Raw genomic sequence first — 19,196 nt, 5'->3', positions numbered from 1 at the left:
CGCTGCGCTCATTCGCCGATTCCCTTGGTGCCGCGGCGTGCGAGGTACTTGTCCCAGTAGAAGTCGTCGGCGTTGGCCTTGCTGACCACCGACAGGCCGTTGTCCAGGAACGGCACCGACATGGGATTGGTGCCGTTGCGCTTGGCGTCGTTCATCGGGTCGATGAGCGAAGGGTTCTTGGCCAGGAACAGCATCATCATGCCCATGTAGCCCTGCATGCCCTGGTTCGGGTTGATGGCGCCGAACACGTCGCCGGCCTTGATCATGTCGAGGATCTTGGCGTTCACGTCGCAGCACATCACGCGGATGTTCTTCTTCGATTCGATCTTGGCCTGCGCGGCACCCAACGCCGAGTTGGCTTCGGGCATGAACAGCGCACCCAGGTTCGGGTTGGCCTGCGCCAGGCTCAGCACCGCCTGGTAGGCCTTGCTCGGGTCCTGGTTGCTCGCGGCGCGGCCCACCAGCTTCATGCCGGCGTGCTTGGTCTTCATGCGGTTGATGAAGGCTGCGATGCGGCGGTCGTGGTTGTCCTGGCCAGGGTTTTCGAGCACTGCGTACTCTCCCTTGCCGCCCAGCGCTGCGGCAATCGCGTCGGCCGCCTGCGTGCCTTCGCGGTCGTTGTCCGAGGTGACGAACGAGGCGCGCTTGGAGTTGGGCGAGTCGGCCGCGAAGGTCACGACCGGGATGCCCATGGCCACCGCCCGGTTGATCGGCTCGATGAACGGATCGGGATTCATCGGGTGCAGCAGGATGCCCGCGGGCTTGCGCGCGAGTTCCTGCTCGAACGAGGCCAGCTGCTTGTTCACGTCGTACTCGGGCGTGCCGGTGTAGCGCGTGCGCACGCCCAGCGTGCGGCCGAGCTGCTTCATCATTTCGTAGACCGGAAACCAGTATTCGACGCCCGACACCATCACGTTCATCACGTACACGTCGCTGGCGTTGCCGCGCAATCCGGTGGCGGCGGCCGTGGGGGTGGACTGCGCAAATGCGCTGGTGCCGGCCAGGCCGATACCGGCGGCCGCAGCGGACTTCAGGAAATTTCGCCTCATCTTGTGTCTCCTCGCGTTGACTGGCAGAGCTTGCGACCTGCCTTTGGAGAGCAGATCTTTGGGACCTCGTTGTCACGACAGTTGTTATGACAGGTAGAATGTAATCGCGGGTTGTTTGCCGCGATAACTAGGGGAAACGCTACTGGCGAGTCGCTTTCAAGTCGCAGAAGCTGTTATGACATGAAGCCAAACATATTGATCGGCGTCGACATGGGCTCGAGCAGCCTGAAGGCGCTGGCACTCGAAGCTGCGAGCGGCCGCACCGTTGCGTTGTCCCGCATGCCCTTGCCGCACGACCGGCTGGCCGGCGGCGGCTGCGAGGTGGGCGCACCTGCCATCCGCGCCGCGCTGACGCATGTGCTGCGCGATGTTGCCCAACAGCTCGGCCCGCGCATGGCCGAGATTCGCGCCATGGCCTGCACCGGCCACGGCGCCGGCCTCTATGCACTCGATGCCGACGGCCAGCTCGTCGGCGGACGTGCCGTCGCCTCCACCGACCAGCGTGCCGATGCGCGTGCGCGCGCCCTCGCGGCAAGCCGCGGTGCGCAACTGTTCGAGGACGTGGGCTGCAGCCCCTGGCCCGGGCAGCCGACGGTAATCGCCGCCGAGTTGCTGGGCGCCGATGCCGTGCAGCGCGGTGAGCTGCGCCGCTTGCTGTTCGCCAAGGACTACCTCGGCTTTTTGCTCACCGGCGAGATTGCCACTGACGCGAGCGATGCAAGCACTGCCGGGCTGGTGTCGCTCGCCACCGGCAACTGGTCGCAGGCGGCCTTCGATGCATCGGGCATTGCGGAGCTTGGCGCACATGCCTTCGGCCCCATCGTGCCGAGCGGCACTGTCATCGGAAAACTGGGGCCTTCGGAGGCGGCGCTGTGCGGGTTGCCGGCGGGCATTCCGGTGGCGATGGGCGCCATCGACCTGCTCGCCTCCATGACGGCGATTGGCGCGGAAGCGCGCGGCCGTGCGGTATCGGTGTTCGGCACCTGGTGCGTCAATGCCGTCATCGGGCCGGTGCTGGAGCCGAAGCCTTCCGTCGCCGCCATCGTGAATTTCGGCCGCACCGACGAGCGGCTCTACATGGAGAACAGCCCCTCGTCGATGGCCAACATCGCTTGGCTGGCCGGCGTGCTCGCACTGCCCGATTCGCGCGCGGTGGTCGACCTGGCCATGACGGTGCCGCTCGGCGCTGGCGGCTTGCGCTTTCTTCCTTTCGTCAACGGTGGAGGCGGCGTGACCGGCGGCTTCGTGGGCCTCAAGAGCCATCACACACGCGCCGACATGGCACGCGCCGTGGTCGATTCCGTTGCGGCCCTGCATGCGCGGCACACGGCCCGCCTTGCCGCGGCCGGCCTCGCGGTTGGCGAAACGACGGTCCTCGGCGGCGGCGCCAGCGATGCGCGCCTAGTGCGCCTGCTGGCGGCTTTTCTCGGCCGCCCGGTCGAGCGCTGCGCCGACGACGAGACCGGCGCGCGCGGCGCCGCAATCTACGCGGCCATGTCGCAAGGTCTCGACGACGCGCGCCAAGGCAGCCCATTGCTCGCGCCCTGCGAAGTGGTCGAACCCGATGCACGGGACGCCAGCGCTCATGCGGATTTCAACGCCGGTTTCAACGAACTGATCGACAGCATGTCACCTGTATTCACCCACATCTCGGGAAGCGAGAGATGAGCGCCTGGCAACTTCCCTTCGTGCGTCCGGCCTCGCTGGCGGGGCGGCATTTCTCCACCGTGATCGTGGGCGCCGGCATCAACGGCGTCGGCGTGTTCCGCGACCTTTCGCTGCAGCGCGTCGACTGCCTGATCGTCGACAAGGGCGACTTTGGCGCAGGCGCCAGCAGCGCACCCTCGCGCATGATCCACGGCGGCCTGCGCTACCTGGAGAGCGGAAGCTTCTCGCTGGTGGCCGAAGCCACGCGCGAGCGCAACCTGCTGCTGCGCAACGCGCCCCACCTGGTGCGGCCGCTCAAGACGGTGGTGCCGCTCGCCAACTTCTTCGGCGGGCTGATGAGCAGCGCGCTCAAGTTCTTCGGCCGCACGCCGCCGCAGCGCACGCGCGGCCTGCTGGCGGTGGCACTGGGCCTGCGGCTTTATGACCTGCTGGGGCGGCGCCAGCGCGTAATGCCTGGGCACCGCATCAGCCGCGTGCCTTCGGCCGACCGCGGTTTGTTCCGTGCGGCCATCCGCTGGACCGCCACCTTCTTCGATGCGTGGATCAGCCATCCCGAATGGCTCATCCTCGAACTGATCGGCGATGCCTGCCGCGACCAGCCGCGTTCCGCGGCCTCGAACTACTGCCGCGTGATGGGCTGTGCGGGCAACATCCTCACGCTGCGCGACGAGATCACCGGCGCACTCGTGCGCGTGACGGCCGACACGGTGGTGAACGCCACCGGTGCATGGCTCGACCGCAGCGCGGCGGTGCTCGGCGGTGCCGGCCCGCGCGTGATGGGCACCAAGGGCTCGCACCTGGTGCTCGACCACCCGGCGCTGCGCGATGCGCTCGACGGCCGCATGGCCTACTTCGAGGCGGTGGATGGGCGCGTGTGCATCGTCTACCCGTTTCTGGACCGCGTGCTGGTGGGCTCCACCGACATCCCGGTGGAAGACCCGGACCAGATCGTCACCGAGCCGGCGGAGGTCGACTACCTGATCGACGTGCTGCGCGAGGTTTTTCCGAACATGGCCTTCGGCCGCGGCGACGTGGTCTACACCTACGTTGGCGTGCGGCCCCTCGCGCGCTCCGATGCCGACAAGCCGGGCCAGATTTCGCGCGACCACTCGGTGGTGGTCGATCCGCCCAATGCAACGCGCGACATTGCCATCGTCGGCCTGGTCGGCGGCAAGTGGACCACCTTTCGCTCGCTGGCCGAGGAAGCCACCAACGAAGTGCTGCAGCTGCTGGGCCGCTCGCGCACCGCATCGACCGAGCTGCTGCCCATTGGCGGCGGTGCGGAACTGCCGGCCGATCCAGCGGCGGCCGACCGCTTCATCGAGAAGATGATGGCGGCCTCCGGCATGGGCCGCACGCGCGCGCTGAACCTGCTGGCACGCTACGGCTCCAAGGCGCTGCCGCTGGCCCAGCGCCTTGCGGCGTCGGGTGATGTGCCGCTCGCGCATGCGCCGGATTATTCGGCGGCCGAGCTGTCGTACCTGTGCCTTGAAACCGGCGTGGTGCACCTGGACGATCTCGTGATTCGCCGCACGCTGCTGGCCATTCGCGGCCTGGTCACCGACACAGCCTTGGCCGAGATTGCGGGCGTTGCGGCCGAGGCGCTGGGCTGGGACGCCGTGCATGCCCATAACGAGCTGTGCGCCTGCACCACGGCGCTGCGCGAGCGGCACAACGTACGCCTTCATGCCGTGCCGGCAGGCGAACAACCTTCTTTCGATGCATCATTGATGGCCAACCCAGTGCTTGGCCAAGCCTAAAAGTGAACAGTCCCAACGACATGTCGACCGTGCTCGACCGCAACTCCGAATCGCCGCTGTGGGCGCAGTTTCGCGACACCATTCGCCTGCAGATATTGCAGGGTGTGCTGCCCATCGGCGCCAAGCTGCCTTCCGAGGCGGAGCTTGGCGAGCAGTTCGGCATTTCGCGCATCGTGGTGCGCGAGGCTCTGGCCGACCTGGTGCGCAACAACCTCATCTACAAGATCAAGGGGCGCGGCGCCTTTGTGTCGGCGCGCGAGCGCGACGAAGACTTTGTTTCCACCGTGCTGGGCTTCTCCGACGAGATGGAGCGCAAGGGCCGCTCGGTGCGCACGCAAATCCTCACGCAGGAACTGCGCGCGCCCACTGCGCAAGAGGCCTCGTCACTGGGCCTGGCCGACGACACGCAGGTGGTGGCGCTCAAGCGCCTGCGCAGCGTGGACGGCGAGCTGCGCCTGCTGGTCGAAACCGTGGTGCCGGCCGACCTGGCCCCCGGGCTGCACCGCGCACGCCTGGAAGACCGTTCGCTGTACGACGTGCTGCGCCGGCAATACGGGCTGCGCCTGGTGCGCGCCGAGCGCTGGATCGATGCGGTGCTGCCCGATGCCGAAACCTGCAAGCTGCTCGACCTGCCGCAGCCCGAGCCGCTGCTGCGCATCGAGTCGATTGCCTACGGCGCCAACGGGCGGCCGCTGGAGCACTACCGTGCACTGCACCGCTGCAAGACGAGCCGGCTGCACGTGCAGACGACGACCTGATTTTTCTTCGTCAGGCCTTGGCGGTGCTGCGCGAAGGCCAGAGCACCGAGGCAATCGCCACCATCATCAGCGCGACGGCCACCCAGTCCTGCCAGTGCACGACCTCGCCGAGCCACACCGCGCCGCTGAACACGCCGAGCACGGGAATGAACATCACGCTCAGCGTCGATGCCACCGGCGGAAGGCCGCGCGCCAGGTAGAACCACGCCGCGTGTGCAAAGCCGAAGATCAGCACCGCGTTGTAGAGAATCGAACCCCAGGTCACGGGGCCGGGCCAGCGCCACTGGTCGCGCTCGAAGAGAAAAGTGAGCACCGTCATCACGACGGCCGTCATCGCCGTCATCCAGAACGAAAGCGTGAGCGTGGGCAGCCCGATGCGCGTGTGCCGCAGCAGTTGCGTGCCCAGCGCCCATGTGGCGGCAGCCGCCAGTGCGAGCGCGACGTAGCCGGGCCGCCCCGCAAAGTCGGTGAGCTCGTGCCAGAGCAGCAGGCCCACGCCCACCGCGCAGGCACCGACGCCGATCCATGCACGCCGCGTGAGCACGGCAGAGAACAGCAGCGCGCCGATCACCGCCGAGAACACCGGCATCGTGTAGCCGAGGATTGCCGCGCGGCCGCCCGAGAGCGCCTTCACCGCAAGGATGATTGAGGCATGCCAGACGAACATGTTGGTGGCGCCCAGCCACACCAGTTCGGGCCATGCGCTTCGCGGCACGCGAAAGGGCACCTTCATCCACACCAGCGCGAGGCCCAGTACCGGCAGGCCGAGCCAGATGGAAATGGCGCGGAACGCGAGCGGCGGATAGTCCGCCACGCCGATTTTCATCACGGGCCAGTTGAGGCCCCATGCAAGGGTCAGGAGAACGAGCAGGACGAACTGGCGCGGCGTGAAGGAAGGCATGGGCCGCGATTGTGGCGCGGCTTGCGCATTCGTGCAGGGAGCCGGTGCGGCTACTACAGCAGCCGCTTGAGGTAACGCCCTGTGTGGCTGGCTTCATTCGCAGCGATATCTTCCGGCGTGCCTTCGCCCACCACCGTGCCGCCGCCCGCGCCGCCTTCGGGCCCCATGTCGATCAGCCAGTCGGCCGTCTTGATGACGTCCAGGTTGTGCTCGATCACGACGATGGTGTTGCCCGCGTCGCGCAGCTGGTGCAGCACTTTCAGCAGCAGCTCGATGTCGGCAAAGTGCAGGCCGGTGGTCGGTTCGTCCAGGATGTAGAGCGTGCGGCCCGTGTCGCGCTTGCTGAGCTCCAGCGCCAGCTTCACGCGCTGCGCCTCGCCGCCCGAGAGCGTGGTGGCCGACTGGCCGAGCTTGATGTACGAAAGGCCCACGTCAAGCAGCGTGCGCAGCTTGCGCTCGATGGTCGGCACGGCCTTCAAGAATTCGTGCGCCACCTCGACCGTCATCTCGAGGATCTGCGCGATGTTCTTGCCCTTGTACTGAACCTCGAGCGTCTCGCGGTTGTAGCGCTGGCCGTGGCACACCTCGCAGGGCACGTACACGTCAGGCAGAAAGTGCATCTCGACCTTCACCACGCCGTCGCCCTGGCAGGCTTCGCAGCGCCCGCCCGCCACGTTGAAGCTGAAGCGCCCCGGGCCGTAGCCGCGTTCGCGCGCGGTGTTGGTCTCGGCCATCAGCTCGCGAATCGGCGTGAACAGGCCCGTGTAGGTGGCCGGGTTGCTGCGCGGCGTGCGGCCGATGGGCGATTGGTCGACGTTGATGACCTTGTCGAAATACTCGATGCCTTCAACCGATTCATGCGCGGCCGGCTCTTCGTGCGCACGGTACAGCGTGCGCGCCACCGCGGTGTAGAGCGTGTCGTTCACCAGCGTCGACTTGCCCGAGCCCGAAACGCCCGTAACGCAGGTGAGCAGGCCGACCGGGAAGGCCACGCTCACGTTCTTCAGGTTGTTGCCGGTGGCGCCCACCACGCGGATTTCCTGCAGGGCGGTCTGCGAAGCAAGGTGCGCTGCTTCGCGCGCGGCGCGCCGTTCGGCCGCGGGGCTCGGCGGAAAGCGCGAGGCCTTCTTGCCTTCGTTGAAGGCGGGCTTCTTCACGACCGGCAGCCAGGCGGTGCGGTGCTTGGGCACTTCGATCTTCTTCGTGCCCGAAAGGTACTGGCCGGTGAGCGAATCGGGGTTGGCCGACACCTCTGCATAGGTGCCCTGCGCCATCACGCGGCCGCCGTGCACGCCGGCACCGGGGCCCATGTCGATCACGTGGTCGGCGGCATGGATCATGTCTTCGTCGTGCTCGACCACGATCACGCTGTTGCCGATGTCGCGCAGGTGCTTCAGCGTGCCGATGAGCCGGTCGTTGTCGCGCTGGTGCAGGCCGATGCTGGGCTCGTCGAGCACGTACATCACGCCCGTAAGGCCGGAGCCGATTTGCGAGGCCAGGCGAATACGCTGCGCCTCGCCGCCCGATAGCGTCTCGGCGCTGCGGTCCAGGCTCAGGTAGTTCAGGCCCACGTCGTTCAGGAACTTCAGGCGCAGACCGATTTCGCGCACCACCTTGTCGGCAATGTCGGCCTTGGCGCCGCGCAGCTTCAGGTTCTGGAACCAGGCGAGCGAATCGCGCAGCGTGAGATGGCTCAGTTCGAAGATCGCCATGCGCGGCGGTTCGCCGCCATCGGCAGGGCGATTGGCCTCGTCCACCAGGAACACGTTGCGCGCCTCGGGCCGGAGGCGCGAGCCGCCGCAGTCGGGGCAGGGCTGCAGGTTGCGAAAGCGCGCAAGGTCTTCGCGCACCATCACCGAATCGGTCTCGCGGTAGCGCCGCGTCATGTTCGGGATGATCCCCTCGAAGGGGTGCTTTTTCGTGAGCTTCTTGCCCGCGAAGTTGCCCGACTCCATGGTGTAGTTGAACTTGATCTCTTCGGCCGCCGAGCCGTGCAGCAGCACCTGCTGCACCGAGGCGGGCAAGGTTTCGAAGGGCGCGTCGACGTCGAACTTGTAGTGCTTCGCGACGCTCTCGATCATGCTGAAGTAGTAGCTGTTGCGGCGGTCCCAGCCCTTGATGGCGCCACTGGCCAGCGAGAGCGAAGGGAAGGCCACCACGCGCGCCGGGTCGAACACCTCGCGGTGGCCGAGGCCGTCGCAGCTCGGGCAGGCGCCCACGGGCGAGTTGAACGAGAAAAGGCGCGGCTCCAGCTCCGACAGCGAGTAGTGGCAGATCGGACAGGCGAACTTGGCGTTGAACAGGTGCTCCTTGTCGGGCGCGCCCTCGGTGCCCAGCTCCAGCGCAATGGCGCGGCCTTCGGCCAACCGCAGCGCCGCCTCGAAGCTCTCGGCCAGGCGCTGCTGCATGTCGGGGCGCGCGCGCAGGCGGTCGATGACCACGTCGATGTCGTGCTTCTCGGTCTTCTTGAGCTTGGGCAGGTCGTTGTATTCGTAGGTCTGCCCGTCGACCCTGAAGCGCACGTAGCCCGCGGCCTGCATCTCGGCAAAGAGCTCGAGGAACTCGCCTTTCTTCTCGCGCGCCACGGGCGCCAGGATCATCAGGCGCGGCTCATTGGCAATGGCGAGCGTGGCGTCGACCATCTGCGACACCGTTTGTGCCTGCAGTGGCAGGTGGTGCTCGGGGCAGTAGGGTGTGCCGGCGCGCGCATAGAGCAGGCGCAGGTAGTCGTGGATCTCGGTCACCGTGCCCACGGTGGAGCGCGGGTTGTGGCTGGTGGCCTTCTGCTCGATGCTGATGGCGGGCGACAGGCCCTCGATCACGTCGACGTCGGGCTTGTCCATGAGCTGCAGGAACTGCCGCGCATAGGCCGAGAGGCTTTCCACGTAGCGCCGCTGCCCTTCGGCATACAGCGTGTCGAAAGCCAGGCTCGACTTGCCCGAGCCCGACAGGCCGGTGATCACCACCAGCTTGTTGCGCGGAATGTCGAGGTCGACGTTCTTCAGGTTGTGGGTGCGCGCACCACGGATGCTGATGCGCTGTTGCGCAAGCACCGCGCCGAGGTAGGTGTCGCGTTCGAGTCGCGCGTCGCGTGCGCTCTCCTCGTTGGCGGCGATGTCTTCAATGGCTTTGGAATTCAAGGGGGCGATCGTCCGAGGGCAACCGGACATGATAGTCCGAGCGGCATTTCATGGCGAGGGGGCGGGTTGAGGCCGGTTTCATGAGGCGCTCCTCGGCCGGTGCTTCCGGGGCGCCAGGCGGCGGCACCCAGGCGGCCGCCATCGGGCACAATGTCGGGTTCTACTTTTCCTTCTCCTCCATCTACTTATCAGGGGCAGTGCATATGGCATCGGTCAATAAAGTCATCGTCGTCGGCAACCTGGGGCGCGACCCAGAAATGCGTACCTTCCCGAGCGGCGACCAGGTCGCGAACGTCACCGTGGCCACCACCGATCGCTGGAAAGACAAGCAAAGCGGCGAAATGCGCGAAGCCACCGAGTGGCACCGCATCGTTTTCAACGGCCGCCTGGCCGAAATTGCCGGCCAATACCTGCGCAAGGGCTCGCAGGTGTATGTCGAAGGCAGCCTGCGCACGCGCAAGTGGACCGACAAGGACGGCATCGAGAAATACACCACCGAAATCCGCGCCGACCAGATGCAGATGCTGGGCAGCCGCCAGGGCCAGGGCGGCCCGTCGGGCGGTCCGGAGGACGACGGCGGTTATTCGCAGGGCGGCGGCGGCGGTGGCGGCTACTCGCAAGGCGGCGGTGGTGGCGGCGGCTACGCCCCCCGTGCACCCGCCGCGGCACCGCGCGCTCCTGCGGCGGCGCCGCGCCAGGCTCCGGCCAAGTCTTCGTCGGGCTTCGACGACATGGACGACGATATTCCGTTCTGAAATCGTTTCACCGGAATTCGCCGATCGAAAGCCTGCAGTTCATCGCTGCAGGCTTTTTTTCTGGCGCGCGGTCAGTAGGTGACCGTCACCCGCATCGCATTGCTGCCGTCGCCGGCCGGAGCGGCAGTTTGCGACGGGGCGGAGCCCGTGGTCGCCGCCATTGCACCGATGACGCCTTGCCAGGCGGAAGCGAGGCTATCGCGGCCATCGGCATCGTTTCCGGCCACCATGAGCGTCGTTTCGCCGATCTTGTCGAACCGGTACTCGCGGCCCTTGATGACCACCGACTTCATGTTGGTCCACACGCGGTATTCATGTCCGCCCTTGACCGGTGTGACCTCGAGCACCTTGAAGGTCGGCAGAACGACCATCGAGATGGTGAAGCGGGCCGTGGAACTGTTCATGCCGTGCGTCGGCTCCGCGGAACTGAGCCGCAGCGGCAGCGGCAGCAAGAGCAGCAGCATGCCGGCGGCAGCCAACGGTGGCGCTATTCGCGTCGGGCGCAGGGCAGTTGCACCTGCAGCGGACATGTTTCCGGACATTGGAACTCCTCCTCTCGTCGCAACCGGGTGGAGAGCATCGCATTGATGCCCCGTCCTGGTTTATCGGCAGAGTCGCGGGAAAATGAAGGCCCGTCCGAGCCATTCTTTACCCATAACCTGCTATTGGCTAGCAGGTTTTTCCGCACCGGCTTGCTTGCCGGCGGAGTTCAGTAGGTGACGCTGACCGTCACCACGTCGCGGTAGCTGTCCGGCCGCACGTTGGCGCTGGTGCCGAGAACGCGGCCATACAAGGTCAGCGCCTGGGCGGCTCCATTGCCGGTGCCCGTAGCGACGTTGCCGCCCGTGCCCGTGACGCTGCCCCAGATGGCGGTGCGCGCGGCGTTGCGATAGAGCCGGTAGGGCACCGCGTCGGCGTTGCCGGGTACGCCGCCTGTCGGCGTCATCGTTCCTGCGCCGGTTGTCGAGCCGTTCGAAGGAGTCAGCGCAACCGTGTACGGGGTGGGCGTGGTGCAGGTGACGTTGATCGTGCTGGTCTGGTCCCTGTCGGCCTGGCCCGGCAGGCCGTTGACGGTGCCGAAGTTCAGCGGATCGGCGGTCACCAGGCAGCTCTTGGCGACGGTTGCGGTGACCAGGAAGGCGAACCTGCCCGGCTGTATGGTGTCGCAGGTCGTCGGCATGGCGGAAGTGCTCCTCGACAGCGTGATCGAGGTGTGGTCCCCGACGAAGTTGTCCTGGTACGAGCCTGGAGGCACCGCGCCCTGCAGCGGGAGCAGTTCTCCGCGCATGGTGGTGCTCCCGGTCACGCGTCCGAGGCCGCCCGCCGTCGTACGGCGGGGAATGCTCATCGTGACGACGAAGGGGTTCGGTACCTGCGCATTGCCATTCGAACCCCAGATCGTGCCGCTCGTTGCCTGGTACAGCTGGAACCTCAATTGATTGCCGGCGGTGTTCTCCATGACGCGCGGATTGAAGTTCCCGAGGCCCTCGTTGCCGTCGCCAATGTTGAAGCAGACCCTGACCTGCTCGATGGCGGAGGTGCTGTCGTTGGTGCAGTTGTAGTTCAGCGTCGCAATGGTGGGCGCCGCCGTGGCCCCGTTGACCAGCTCGACCGTGCCGAAGGCCAGGTTCGTCATCGTCGCGGTGCAGCTGACCGCCGCCTGCGCGGTGCCCGCCGGCAGCCACCACAGCAGTGCGCAGAGCAGGGGCAGGCCGAGGGCCTGCAAAGAGCGGGTCAGAAGGCTCATGGCGTCTTGGTCTCCTTGGCGCAGCGCAGCGGGCCGATCTGCGGAATTCCCGAGGCTTCCTTGCGATAGTCGAAGCTCGCGCGGCAGCGGCCCGAAGGCGTCTGTACGTCGAGCGTGTTCCGGGGCTGGAGCGATTCGAGGTACACCGCGCCGTCGAAGCCGACCAGGGCGGGCTCGCCGCCCTGTGCGTTGGCGCGCACGCGGCTGCCCAGCGGCAGGGGCTTGCCCGCCTCGTCCACCAGGATCAGTGCGGCCGCGTTGACCGGCGTGATGCCGAAGCGCACCAGCGTGCCGGCGCGGTCGCTCGGCGTGGCAATGGTCTTCACGCGTTCGATCCTCACGTCGGCGGGCAATTGCATGGGGTCGATGGAAAGCTGGTTGTTTTGATAGGCGCTGAGCGGGGCCACCAGCAGCATGCCGTTGCCGTCGGTGGTGCCGATGTCACGGTTCTCCAGCCTTACCGGCACGCCCGCGATGCCGTCGGTGGAGACCACCGCGAACGCGTCGTCGATGCGGCGGGCCGCGAACGGCTGGCCGCCCATGAACACGACCGAGCCGGTGGCTCCGGCATAGGCAAAGCGGCTGTCGCCGAGCACGCTGATGCCGGCCATGGCGCGGCCATAGCGGCCCAGGTAATCGATCTCGGCCTGTCCGCCGTTCTGGCCACCGCCTTGGCGCAGGCCCGCGCGCCAGCCGATGCCGCCTTCGCCCGGTGTGGAGCTCTGCGCATCGACGGTGTAGATGTTGCGGTCGCGCTCGCGCTGAAGGCCGGCGCTGGCCGTGACGTTGCCGTCCAGCGCCCAGGTGAACCCGACGAAGAGACTGCGTTCGCGGCGGTCATCCAGGTTCTGGTTCAGGCTGACGTTCACCGAGGCATTGCGGCCCACGGCCCTGAACCAATAGACGCTTGCCAGGCGCGTTGCCTGCTGCACGGGATAGCGCAGGTAAAGGTAGCTGAGGCCGAAACTGCCGAAGCTGCCCGTGGTGTAGCCGATGGAGGCGCGGCCCGAACCGCGCGGCGGCGGGCCGCCGTAGAGGGATGCAACGTCGCGGTACTCGCCGCGCGTGCGGGTGCCTTCGACGGCAAAGTTGAATTGGTTGTCGCGCCAGCTGTAGCCCAGGTTCATCAGGGAACCCTGCTCTCCGCCGTAGCTGCTGTGCGCCACGGCGCCTGCGACCACGCCGCTCTGGCCGAGCAGCCATGCGCCGCCGACGCCGCCCTTGACCAGGCCCCGGGTCGCCTCGCCATGCGCCTCCAGCGTGAAGCTGTTGCTCACACCGTAGCGCCAGGTGCCGCTGGCCGCGGGATCGCTGCCGTAGTCGAAGGAGCGCAGGCCGTAGCTCTTGCGCACCATGCCGAGATCGACGGACCAGTCGGAAAGGCCCGCCTGCAGCAGCCGCTGCGTGTCGTAGAGCGAAAAATCGAGCGTCGTGGCGCGGCCGAAGGCGTCGGTGAGCACCACTTGCGCGTTGCCGGCACCGTTGATGCTCGGCACCGTCTTGAGCTGGAAAGGCCCGGCCGGCACCTGGCCCGAGTACTGGCGCAGGCCGTTGATGTACAGCTCCACCTGCGATGGCAGCGTGGCCGACCCCAGGAACGCCGGCAGCGGCGTGGTGGTGCGATACGGTTGCAGCGCAAAGTTGCGCGAAAGCTGGATGCCGCCGATGCGGGTGGAGCGCGACCACGGCAGCGAAGCCGTGGTGGTGTCGCCCACGCGGAGCGTCAGCATGTCATCGGGGAACGACTTGCTCCAGGTGGTGTCGAGCCGCACGGAGTCATGCTGCCAGCCTTCTCCCGGAAGGCGCGCTGCTCGGGACATCAGCGTGTTGCTGAACACGGCGCTGCCGCTGAACGCGCGCAGTTCGGTCAGCGCGTTGAAGCTGGACGTATTGCCCCGGCCCTGGGTGCCGTAAAGGTCGTAGTTGAGCAGCAGGCCGGGCGCCGCATTGGCCTTCGATGCAACGATGCTCGACGTGTCGACCACGGTCGTGGGCAGGCGCAGCACATCGGCCGCGGCAACGATCGCCAGACGCTGGCCCGCAGCGTCGTAGTCGACCTGTACGCCCGGCAGGCTCTTGAGCGGCACGGGGTCGGACACGCCCGGCGGCAGCACGAAGCCCAGCTGCCGCAGCGTGGCGGCGGCGGCCCAGAGTTCGTTCCCGCGCAGGCCGAAATGAACCAGTCCCTGGGGATTGCCGTTGAGGCTCAGTTCCAGGTAGAGGTCGCCGCCGCCGGTTCCGGCGAGGTTTTCTTCCGCGGACGCGGCCACCAGCGAGCTGGACACGGCTGCAACGTTCTGGGCCTGAGCGGCCAAGGACGCCAGACCGGAAAGAAGCAACAGTGGCAGCAGGCGCTTAGCGGACGCGTGGGAGCGGCGGGATGTTTTCCTGCGTCGCGTTGCCATTGATCTTCGTTTCCAGAACGCCCCCGAGGGCGAATGTTTCTGTGGATGTCTTCAGCGGCCAGCGCATGCGCGCGCCGGGCAGGACATAGCCCATCAGTCCGGCATGCACCGGAGTGCGGCGGCCGACGGTATCGACAAAATCCAGATCGGCCAGCTGGGCATGCATGCCGCCTTTGTTGGCGACTTCGAGCACGGCCTGGCCTTCTTCCCTGCGGAGGGACCATGTGAGCTGGGGTGCGGGCGACTGCGCGCCCGCGGCCGCGATGAAGATGGGCACCGAATAACGCAGCACCAGCTGCAGGCCCTTCTTTTCCTTCATCTCGACCGGCAGCTCATCGATGATGACCCGGTACGAGCCTTCGACCGGACCGGCGGGAACCCCGGTGCGGATGACGCGAATCAGTTGCCGCGCCGACGCGTCGAGCTGCACCATCGGCGGACTTACGAGAAGTTCGCGCGAGGGTGTCAGCTTTTCGGCGCCGTTTTCCTGCGTCCACTGATAGACACGTACCTGGGCGTGCACCACCGTGTCGCCGGTGTTGCTGAGCCAAAGGCCCTCGGCGTTTTGCGAGGCCTGGAGCGTCAGCGTGACCGGCGAAACCTGCAGTCCGCTCGCCGAGGCGAACGCGTGCGCCAAGGCGAGCGCGAGGGCGGCGGTGTAACGGAGCAAGTGGTGCACGGGCAGTCGATCAGTAGTTGACCTGGACGGTCACGGTGTCCGAGTAGGAACCAGGGGTCACATTGGCGTTAGCGACCGTGGCGAACACAGGGATCACCTGCGCCGCGCCCGTGCCGGTGCCGGCCACGCCGTTGCCCACCGTGGTGGGGGTGGCGGTGTTGCCCCAGACCGGACCTGTGGCGCTGACCGAACGCAGTTGGTAGGCAACGGTGTCGGGATTGCCAGGAGGGGCGGACATCACACCGGCACCCGCGGTGTTGGTGTTCGAAGGCATCAGGCCCACGTTGTAGGGCGTCGTCTTGGAACATGTAACGCTGATGTTGCTGGAAGCAACCAGGCCGGTGGCGGACGAGTTGACCGTACCGAAGTCGATGTTGGAGGCGTTACCTGCGGTAACCGAGCAGGCCTTGGCGACGGTGATCAGAACTTGAAACGAGCCGCCGGAGGTTGCAGCCATGGCAGCGCTGGTGGCCGTGATTGCGAGAATGGAAGCGAGGAGAAGAGAAGGTTTTTTCATGAGAGATGCCAACAGTTGTTAAGAAAGCGACGGGAGAACGGGTGCGGATGGTGCCAACGATTGTCGCAGCTGGATAGTAGAATAATTCACACAATTGCACATTTAGTTGCAATGCGGCCGAAGTTTTTAACAAGCGCTGTTACATCTGATCGATTGGGCTCGGTCCGTTTCGTCGGAAAAAAGCGTAAACAACAGTCTTGAACGCGGACAAAATGTTGCCAATCTGATTTGGAGGACACGTCCGTGAACTGCCATGGCCGCGCTGCGCCGGCCACGCGCCGATGAGTTCCACACACCCGCGCCGGTTGCGCGCGCGCCTCCTCGAGCATTTGTCCAGATACCGCTTCGCATCGTTCTGGGCGAACGCGGTGCTCGTCGTTTCCATGGCGCTGCTGGTGGCCATGGCGGCCTACTTCAGCGCGACCGACGCCGAGCATGAATCGGCGGTCCTGCACATGGTGCGGGCCGACTGGCAGGAGGAGGATGCGGCCGCGCCGCGCTTTGGTCCGTTGCCGCTTGCCGTGGACAGCAAGGCACTTCCGCACGCCTGGCAACCCGTCGAACTGCCTCGCGCGCTCCCCGCCGCCTTGCTGCGCCAGGCCGACGGCAGCGCGTCCACAGGCGCAACCCGCATCACCTGGCTGCGGCTTTCGGCGCGCGAACTGCCCACCACGTCGGCACCGCTTGCGCTGTATGGCGCGCGCATCAAGACGGACGGCCCCATTGCGGTGTATGCCAACGGACGGCTGGCGTACCGCGCGCAAGTGCAAGGCCTGCTCTGGAACAGCACCCGTACGCCGCTGTGGGTGCTGCTGGGCAAGGCGCCCGACGGCGAGCCGCTGGACGAGATACTGCTTCGGATCGAGCACACGCGAACCGTGCAGGTGGCGGTTTCGTCGCTGTGGCTCGGCCCCGTCGAGGCGCTGGAAGTGCGCCATCGCATGCGGCAGTGGCTCCAGCAAGACCTGCCGGCCATGCTCAGCGCGGCCTTCATGGCCGTGGGCGTGTTCGCCCTGTTCGTGTGGTTCAGGCGCAGCCATGAAATCGGCTACCTGCTCTTCTTCAACCTCGCGATCACTTCGTTCCTGCGGAGCCTGCATTTCTATGTGGCGGTCCCGATTGCCAACGACTGGTTCGCCTGGCTGACCGTCAACTCGCTGTTCTGGCTGGTGGCGGTGGTGCACTTCGCCTTGCGCCAGCTGCACGGCCGGCCGCTCAGGTGGCTGACCTTTGCGGTGGTCGCCTGGACGGTGCTGATCGGCGTGCTGACGCTGCCGGGCCCCGCAATATTGAGAAACACCCCGCAAGTCACGCCGCTGATCTACATCGGGGCGGCGTTGATGGGCGTGGCCGTGGCGCTGGTGGGCGGCATCAGCGCCTGGAAGCGTTCCAGCGAAGGGCGGCTGGTGGCTGTCGGCATCGGCGCCTGCGTGCTGCTGGGCGTGTCCGACTGGCTGCTGCAGAACAACTTCGTCAGCCCCGAAGGCTGGTACCTCGGCGCGTACACCAACGCAGTGACGTTCAGCGTGTTCGGAGTGCTGATGTACCGGCGCTACGTCAACGCCATTGCCGAGGTGGAGCGGGTCAACGCCGGCCTGGCCGAGCGCCTGCGCGCGCGCGAGGCCGAGCTGGAACGCAGCCACCAGCGGCTGCGCGAAGTCGAGAAGCTGCAGACCATCAGCGACGAGCGCCAGCGCCTGATGCAGGACATGCACGACGGCCTGGGCTCGTCGCTGATCAGCGCCATTCGCTCGGTGGAGAGCGGCGGCATGAGCGATGACAAGGTGTCGCAGGTACTCAAGAGCTGCCTGGACGACCTGAAGCTGACCATCGACTCGATGGAGCCGCTCGAGGACGACCTGCTGCTGTTGCTGGCCACGCTGCGCTACCGGCTGGGCCCCCGGCTCGAGAGCTCGGGTGTCGCCCTGCAGTGGAACGTGCAGGAGCTCCCTGCGCTGGACTGGCTCGACCCGACCAGCGCGCTGCACATATTGCGCATCGTGCAGGAGAGCATTGCCAACATCCTGCGCCACACCCGCGCCACCGAGATTCGAGTGGGCACCGCGGCGGATGCCTCAGGCGTGCAGGTCACCATCGAAGACAACGGCCACGGGTTCGATGTCGAAAAGGCAATGCGCGAGGCCGGAGGCCGCGGCATGCAGAACCAGCAGCGCCGGGCCCAGGTGGTCGGCGGCACTGTCTCTTGGCGCTCGGGGGCGGAGGGCACGCTTTTCAGTCTGTGGTTGCCTCTCAAGCGCGGAGGGCAGCCGGCTGGCGCAGCTTCCGCGGCCCCGCTCGGCGCCTAGCCCGCAAGGCCCACGAACACGTTCTGCACGTCGTCGTTCGCGTCGATAGCCGCAAGAAAGACTTCGACCTCTTCCAGGTGTTCGGCGCTGAGGCTGGCGGGATCTACCGGGTTCTTGGGCTTGTAGCCCAGCTTGGCCGAGAGCACGGTGAAGCCCTGGGCCGGCAGCGCGCGGCTGACGAGGTCGAGGTCGGTGGGGTCGGTCAGGAACACGGTGGCACCGTTGTCGCCGGCCGGCTCGAAATCTTGCGCACCGGCTTCGATGGCGGCCACTTCGGCGTCGGCGTCGGGCCGCGAAGGCTCGGCCTCGATCATGCCCAGATGGTCGAAATCCCAGGACACCGAGCCCGAGGTGCCCAGTTGGCCCTTGCGGAACAGCACGCGCATTTCAGGCGCGGTGCGGTTCACGTTGTCCGTAAGGCATTCGACCATCACAGGCACCTGGTGCGGCGCAAAGCCTTCATAGATCACATGCTCGAAATTCACCGCCTCGCCTGTGAGCCCGGCGCCTTTCTTGATGGCGCGGTCCAGCGTGTCCTTGGGCATCGAAACCTTGCGGGCCTGCTCCACCACCAGCCGCAGCCGTGCGTTCGAGGCCGGATCGGCGCCGCTGCGCGCGGCGATCATGATTTCCTTGGCCAGTTTTCCGAACAGCCGGCCCTTGGCATTGGCGGCCAGGTCCTTGTGCTTTGCTTTCCACTGTGCGCCCATGCTGATGTTCCTGTGTGTTGTGTGTACGGCGTTGCTGGACGGCCGGTTTGGGGCGACTACTTTAGCCGGAGCCCGCAGGCAGAGATTTTCTTCCAGGTAGCTCAGGTCTCGTGCCTCTTGGCGCTGCCATTGTTTCCGTTCTGTGAACGCCGAGGTTCCTTTTGATGAGGGTTTTTACTTAGAGAACGGCGCACAATTCATCTCACAGACCGGCCCCCAAGCCGATCTGGGTGAACAGGGCCCCGAGCGAGGTGGCCGCCCCCCGAAGGGACGGTGACCCACCCAAGACCGGTTCGAAATCATCCAAAGTCAAAACTGAACTGAATTGAAGGAAATCAAAATGAACGCCTCGAAGATCCTCTCCGCCGTTGCTGTTGCCCTCATGGCCGTTGCCGGTGCCGCCCACGCCGAAACCTATGAAGGCGTGCATCAACTGACCTCGGCCGCCAGCCGCGCCGAAGTCGCCAGCCAGGCCGTGGTTGCCGCGCACAGCGCCAACCCCTACGCCACCGGCGCCAACGCAGGCCCGGCCCAAGTGTTCGTCTCGTCGACCAGCCGCGATGCAGTCCGTGCCGACGCCGTTGCAGCCGCCCGCAGCGCTGATCCGTATGCCGAAGGCGCTTCCGCCGGCGTCGCACCCATCGTCGCCAGCACGGTGGACCGCGCCACGGTGCGTGCCGCAGCCCGCGCTGCTGCTCGCGGCGACTCGCTGCCGCTGTAATCCTCGGCGAGCGTCTGCTCCAGAAGCCGGCCATGCGAAAGCATGGGCCGGCTTTTTCTTTTCTGCCTTGGCGTACTTGG

Annotated in this window: 15 protein-coding genes; 6 read left to right on the top strand and 9 right to left on the bottom strand. The window is 66.5% G+C overall.

The features are described 5' to 3' along the window. Window positions 1-8: 8 nt before the first annotated feature. Window positions 9-1,049, bottom strand: a complete 1,041-nt coding sequence (locus V9L20_RS10425; protein ID WP_126747754.1) for a substrate-binding domain-containing protein — start codon at window positions 1,047-1,049, stop codon at window positions 9-11. A gap of 180 nt (window positions 1,050-1,229) precedes the next feature. On the opposite strand from V9L20_RS10425, the gene V9L20_RS10420 reads away from it, so the two are divergent. Genes V9L20_RS10420 through V9L20_RS10410 form a run of 3 tightly spaced genes read left to right on the top strand, consistent with a single transcriptional unit; the run spans window position 1,230 to window position 5,235 of the window. Continuing rightward, entirely contained in the window at window positions 1,230-2,717 is a 1,488-nt protein-coding gene (locus V9L20_RS10420; RefSeq protein ID WP_337296527.1) for an FGGY family carbohydrate kinase, read from the top strand. Further along, window positions 2,714-4,477: a glycerol-3-phosphate dehydrogenase/oxidase gene (locus V9L20_RS10415; protein WP_337296526.1), complete on the top strand. Its 1,764-nt coding sequence runs from the start codon at window positions 2,714-2,716 to the stop codon at window positions 4,475-4,477. The genes V9L20_RS10420 and V9L20_RS10415 overlap by 4 nt, the downstream gene beginning before the upstream one ends. A gap of 20 nt (window positions 4,478-4,497) precedes the next feature. Beyond that, window positions 4,498-5,235, top strand: a complete 738-nt coding sequence (locus V9L20_RS10410) for a GntR family transcriptional regulator (protein ID WP_443098566.1) — start codon at window positions 4,498-4,500, stop codon at window positions 5,233-5,235. A gap of 10 nt (window positions 5,236-5,245) precedes the next feature. Here V9L20_RS10410 and V9L20_RS10405 read toward each other — a convergent pair whose 3' ends face one another. Both V9L20_RS10405 and uvrA read right to left on the bottom strand, forming a co-directional pair. Further along, the gene (locus tag V9L20_RS10405) at window positions 5,246-6,136 is read right to left on the bottom strand and encodes a DMT family transporter (protein ID WP_337296524.1); all 891 of its coding nucleotides are present in this window, start codon (window positions 6,134-6,136) and stop codon (window positions 5,246-5,248) included. A gap of 53 nt (window positions 6,137-6,189) precedes the next feature. Beyond that, window positions 6,190-9,306, bottom strand: a complete 3,117-nt coding sequence (gene uvrA, locus V9L20_RS10400) for an excinuclease ABC subunit UvrA (protein WP_337296523.1) — start codon at window positions 9,304-9,306, stop codon at window positions 6,190-6,192. Window positions 9,307-9,479: 173 nt separating this feature from the next. Here uvrA and ssb point away from each other — a divergent pair, with 173 nt between their 5' ends. Then, window positions 9,480-10,031 (top strand): single-stranded DNA-binding protein, encoded by a 552-nt coding sequence (gene ssb / locus V9L20_RS10395; RefSeq protein WP_337296522.1) that lies wholly within the window; start codon window positions 9,480-9,482, stop codon window positions 10,029-10,031. A gap of 71 nt (window positions 10,032-10,102) precedes the next feature. Here ssb and V9L20_RS10390 read toward each other — a convergent pair whose 3' ends face one another. From V9L20_RS10390 to V9L20_RS10370, 5 genes are all read right to left on the bottom strand, one after another. Continuing rightward, entirely contained in the window at window positions 10,103-10,573 is a 471-nt protein-coding gene (locus tag V9L20_RS10390) for a hypothetical protein (protein WP_258503601.1), read from the bottom strand. Between the two features lie 167 nt (window positions 10,574-10,740). Then, entirely contained in the window at window positions 10,741-11,778 is a 1,038-nt protein-coding gene (locus V9L20_RS10385) for a Csu type fimbrial protein (protein ID WP_337296521.1), read from the bottom strand. Continuing rightward, on the bottom strand, window positions 11,775-14,063 hold the full coding sequence (locus V9L20_RS10380; RefSeq protein ID WP_337296520.1) for a fimbria/pilus outer membrane usher protein: 2,289 nt from the start codon (window positions 14,061-14,063) through the stop codon (window positions 11,775-11,777). Before V9L20_RS10380 ends, V9L20_RS10385 begins: the two co-directional genes overlap by 4 nt. A gap of 70 nt (window positions 14,064-14,133) precedes the next feature. Beyond that, a complete protein-coding gene (locus tag V9L20_RS10375) occupies window positions 14,134-14,862 on the bottom strand; it encodes a fimbrial biogenesis chaperone (RefSeq protein ID WP_337296519.1) in 729 nt (242 codons plus the stop codon). 10 nt (window positions 14,863-14,872) lie between these two features. Beyond that, entirely contained in the window at window positions 14,873-15,379 is a 507-nt protein-coding gene (locus tag V9L20_RS10370) for a Csu type fimbrial protein (RefSeq protein ID WP_337296518.1), read from the bottom strand. A 383-nt stretch (window positions 15,380-15,762) separates the two neighbouring features. Here V9L20_RS10370 and V9L20_RS10365 point away from each other — a divergent pair, with 383 nt between their 5' ends. Then, window positions 15,763-17,685, top strand: coding sequence for a sensor histidine kinase (locus V9L20_RS10365; RefSeq protein WP_337296674.1), 1,923 nt, complete (start codon window positions 15,763-15,765; stop codon window positions 17,683-17,685). Here the strand turns inward: V9L20_RS10365 and V9L20_RS10360 are convergent. Beyond that, window positions 17,682-18,395, bottom strand: a complete 714-nt coding sequence (locus V9L20_RS10360; protein ID WP_258503606.1) for a YebC/PmpR family DNA-binding transcriptional regulator — start codon at window positions 18,393-18,395, stop codon at window positions 17,682-17,684. The genes V9L20_RS10365 and V9L20_RS10360 overlap by 4 nt on opposite strands. A gap of 340 nt (window positions 18,396-18,735) precedes the next feature. Here V9L20_RS10360 and V9L20_RS10355 point away from each other — a divergent pair, with 340 nt between their 5' ends. Beyond that, the gene (locus V9L20_RS10355; protein WP_126748835.1) at window positions 18,736-19,116 is read left to right on the top strand and encodes a helicase SNF2; all 381 of its coding nucleotides are present in this window, start codon (window positions 18,736-18,738) and stop codon (window positions 19,114-19,116) included. Window positions 19,117-19,196: the final 80 nt, after the last annotated feature.

Source organism: Variovorax sp. CCNWLW225 (genome assembly GCF_037204045.1).
In the GTDB taxonomy this organism is placed as follows: domain Bacteria; phylum Pseudomonadota; class Gammaproteobacteria; order Burkholderiales; family Burkholderiaceae_C; genus Variovorax.
This window is presented reverse-complemented; position numbering and strand designations above follow the sequence as displayed.

What these genes read in the sequence shown, in the direction of transcription:
- V9L20_RS10425 (WP_126747754.1), bottom strand. Translation starts at nt 1,049, where the DNA reads ATGAGGCGAAATTTCCTGAAGTCCGCTGCGGCCGCCGGTATCGGCCTG.
- V9L20_RS10420 (WP_337296527.1), top strand. Translation starts at nt 1,230, where the DNA reads ATGAAGCCAAACATATTGATCGGCGTCGACATGGGCTCGAGCAGCCTG.
- V9L20_RS10415 (WP_337296526.1), top strand. Translation starts at nt 2,714, where the DNA reads ATGAGCGCCTGGCAACTTCCCTTCGTGCGTCCGGCCTCGCTGGCGGGG.
- V9L20_RS10410 (WP_443098566.1), top strand. Translation starts at nt 4,498, where the DNA reads ATGTCGACCGTGCTCGACCGCAACTCCGAATCGCCGCTGTGGGCGCAG.
- V9L20_RS10405 (WP_337296524.1), bottom strand. Translation starts at nt 6,136, where the DNA reads ATGCCTTCCTTCACGCCGCGCCAGTTCGTCCTGCTCGTTCTCCTGACC.
- uvrA (WP_337296523.1), bottom strand. Translation starts at nt 9,306, where the DNA reads ATGTCCGGTTGCCCTCGGACGATCGCCCCCTTGAATTCCAAAGCCATT.
- ssb (WP_337296522.1), top strand. Translation starts at nt 9,480, where the DNA reads ATGGCATCGGTCAATAAAGTCATCGTCGTCGGCAACCTGGGGCGCGAC.
- V9L20_RS10390 (WP_258503601.1), bottom strand. Translation starts at nt 10,573, where the DNA reads ATGTCCGGAAACATGTCCGCTGCAGGTGCAACTGCCCTGCGCCCGACG.
- V9L20_RS10385 (WP_337296521.1), bottom strand. Translation starts at nt 11,778, where the DNA reads ATGAGCCTTCTGACCCGCTCTTTGCAGGCCCTCGGCCTGCCCCTGCTC.
- V9L20_RS10370 (WP_337296518.1), bottom strand. Translation starts at nt 15,379, where the DNA reads ATGAAAAAACCTTCTCTTCTCCTCGCTTCCATTCTCGCAATCACGGCC.
- V9L20_RS10365 (WP_337296674.1), top strand. Translation starts at nt 15,763, where the DNA reads ATGGCGCTGCTGGTGGCCATGGCGGCCTACTTCAGCGCGACCGACGCC.
- V9L20_RS10360 (WP_258503606.1), bottom strand. Translation starts at nt 18,395, where the DNA reads ATGGGCGCACAGTGGAAAGCAAAGCACAAGGACCTGGCCGCCAATGCC.
- V9L20_RS10355 (WP_126748835.1), top strand. Translation starts at nt 18,736, where the DNA reads ATGAACGCCTCGAAGATCCTCTCCGCCGTTGCTGTTGCCCTCATGGCC.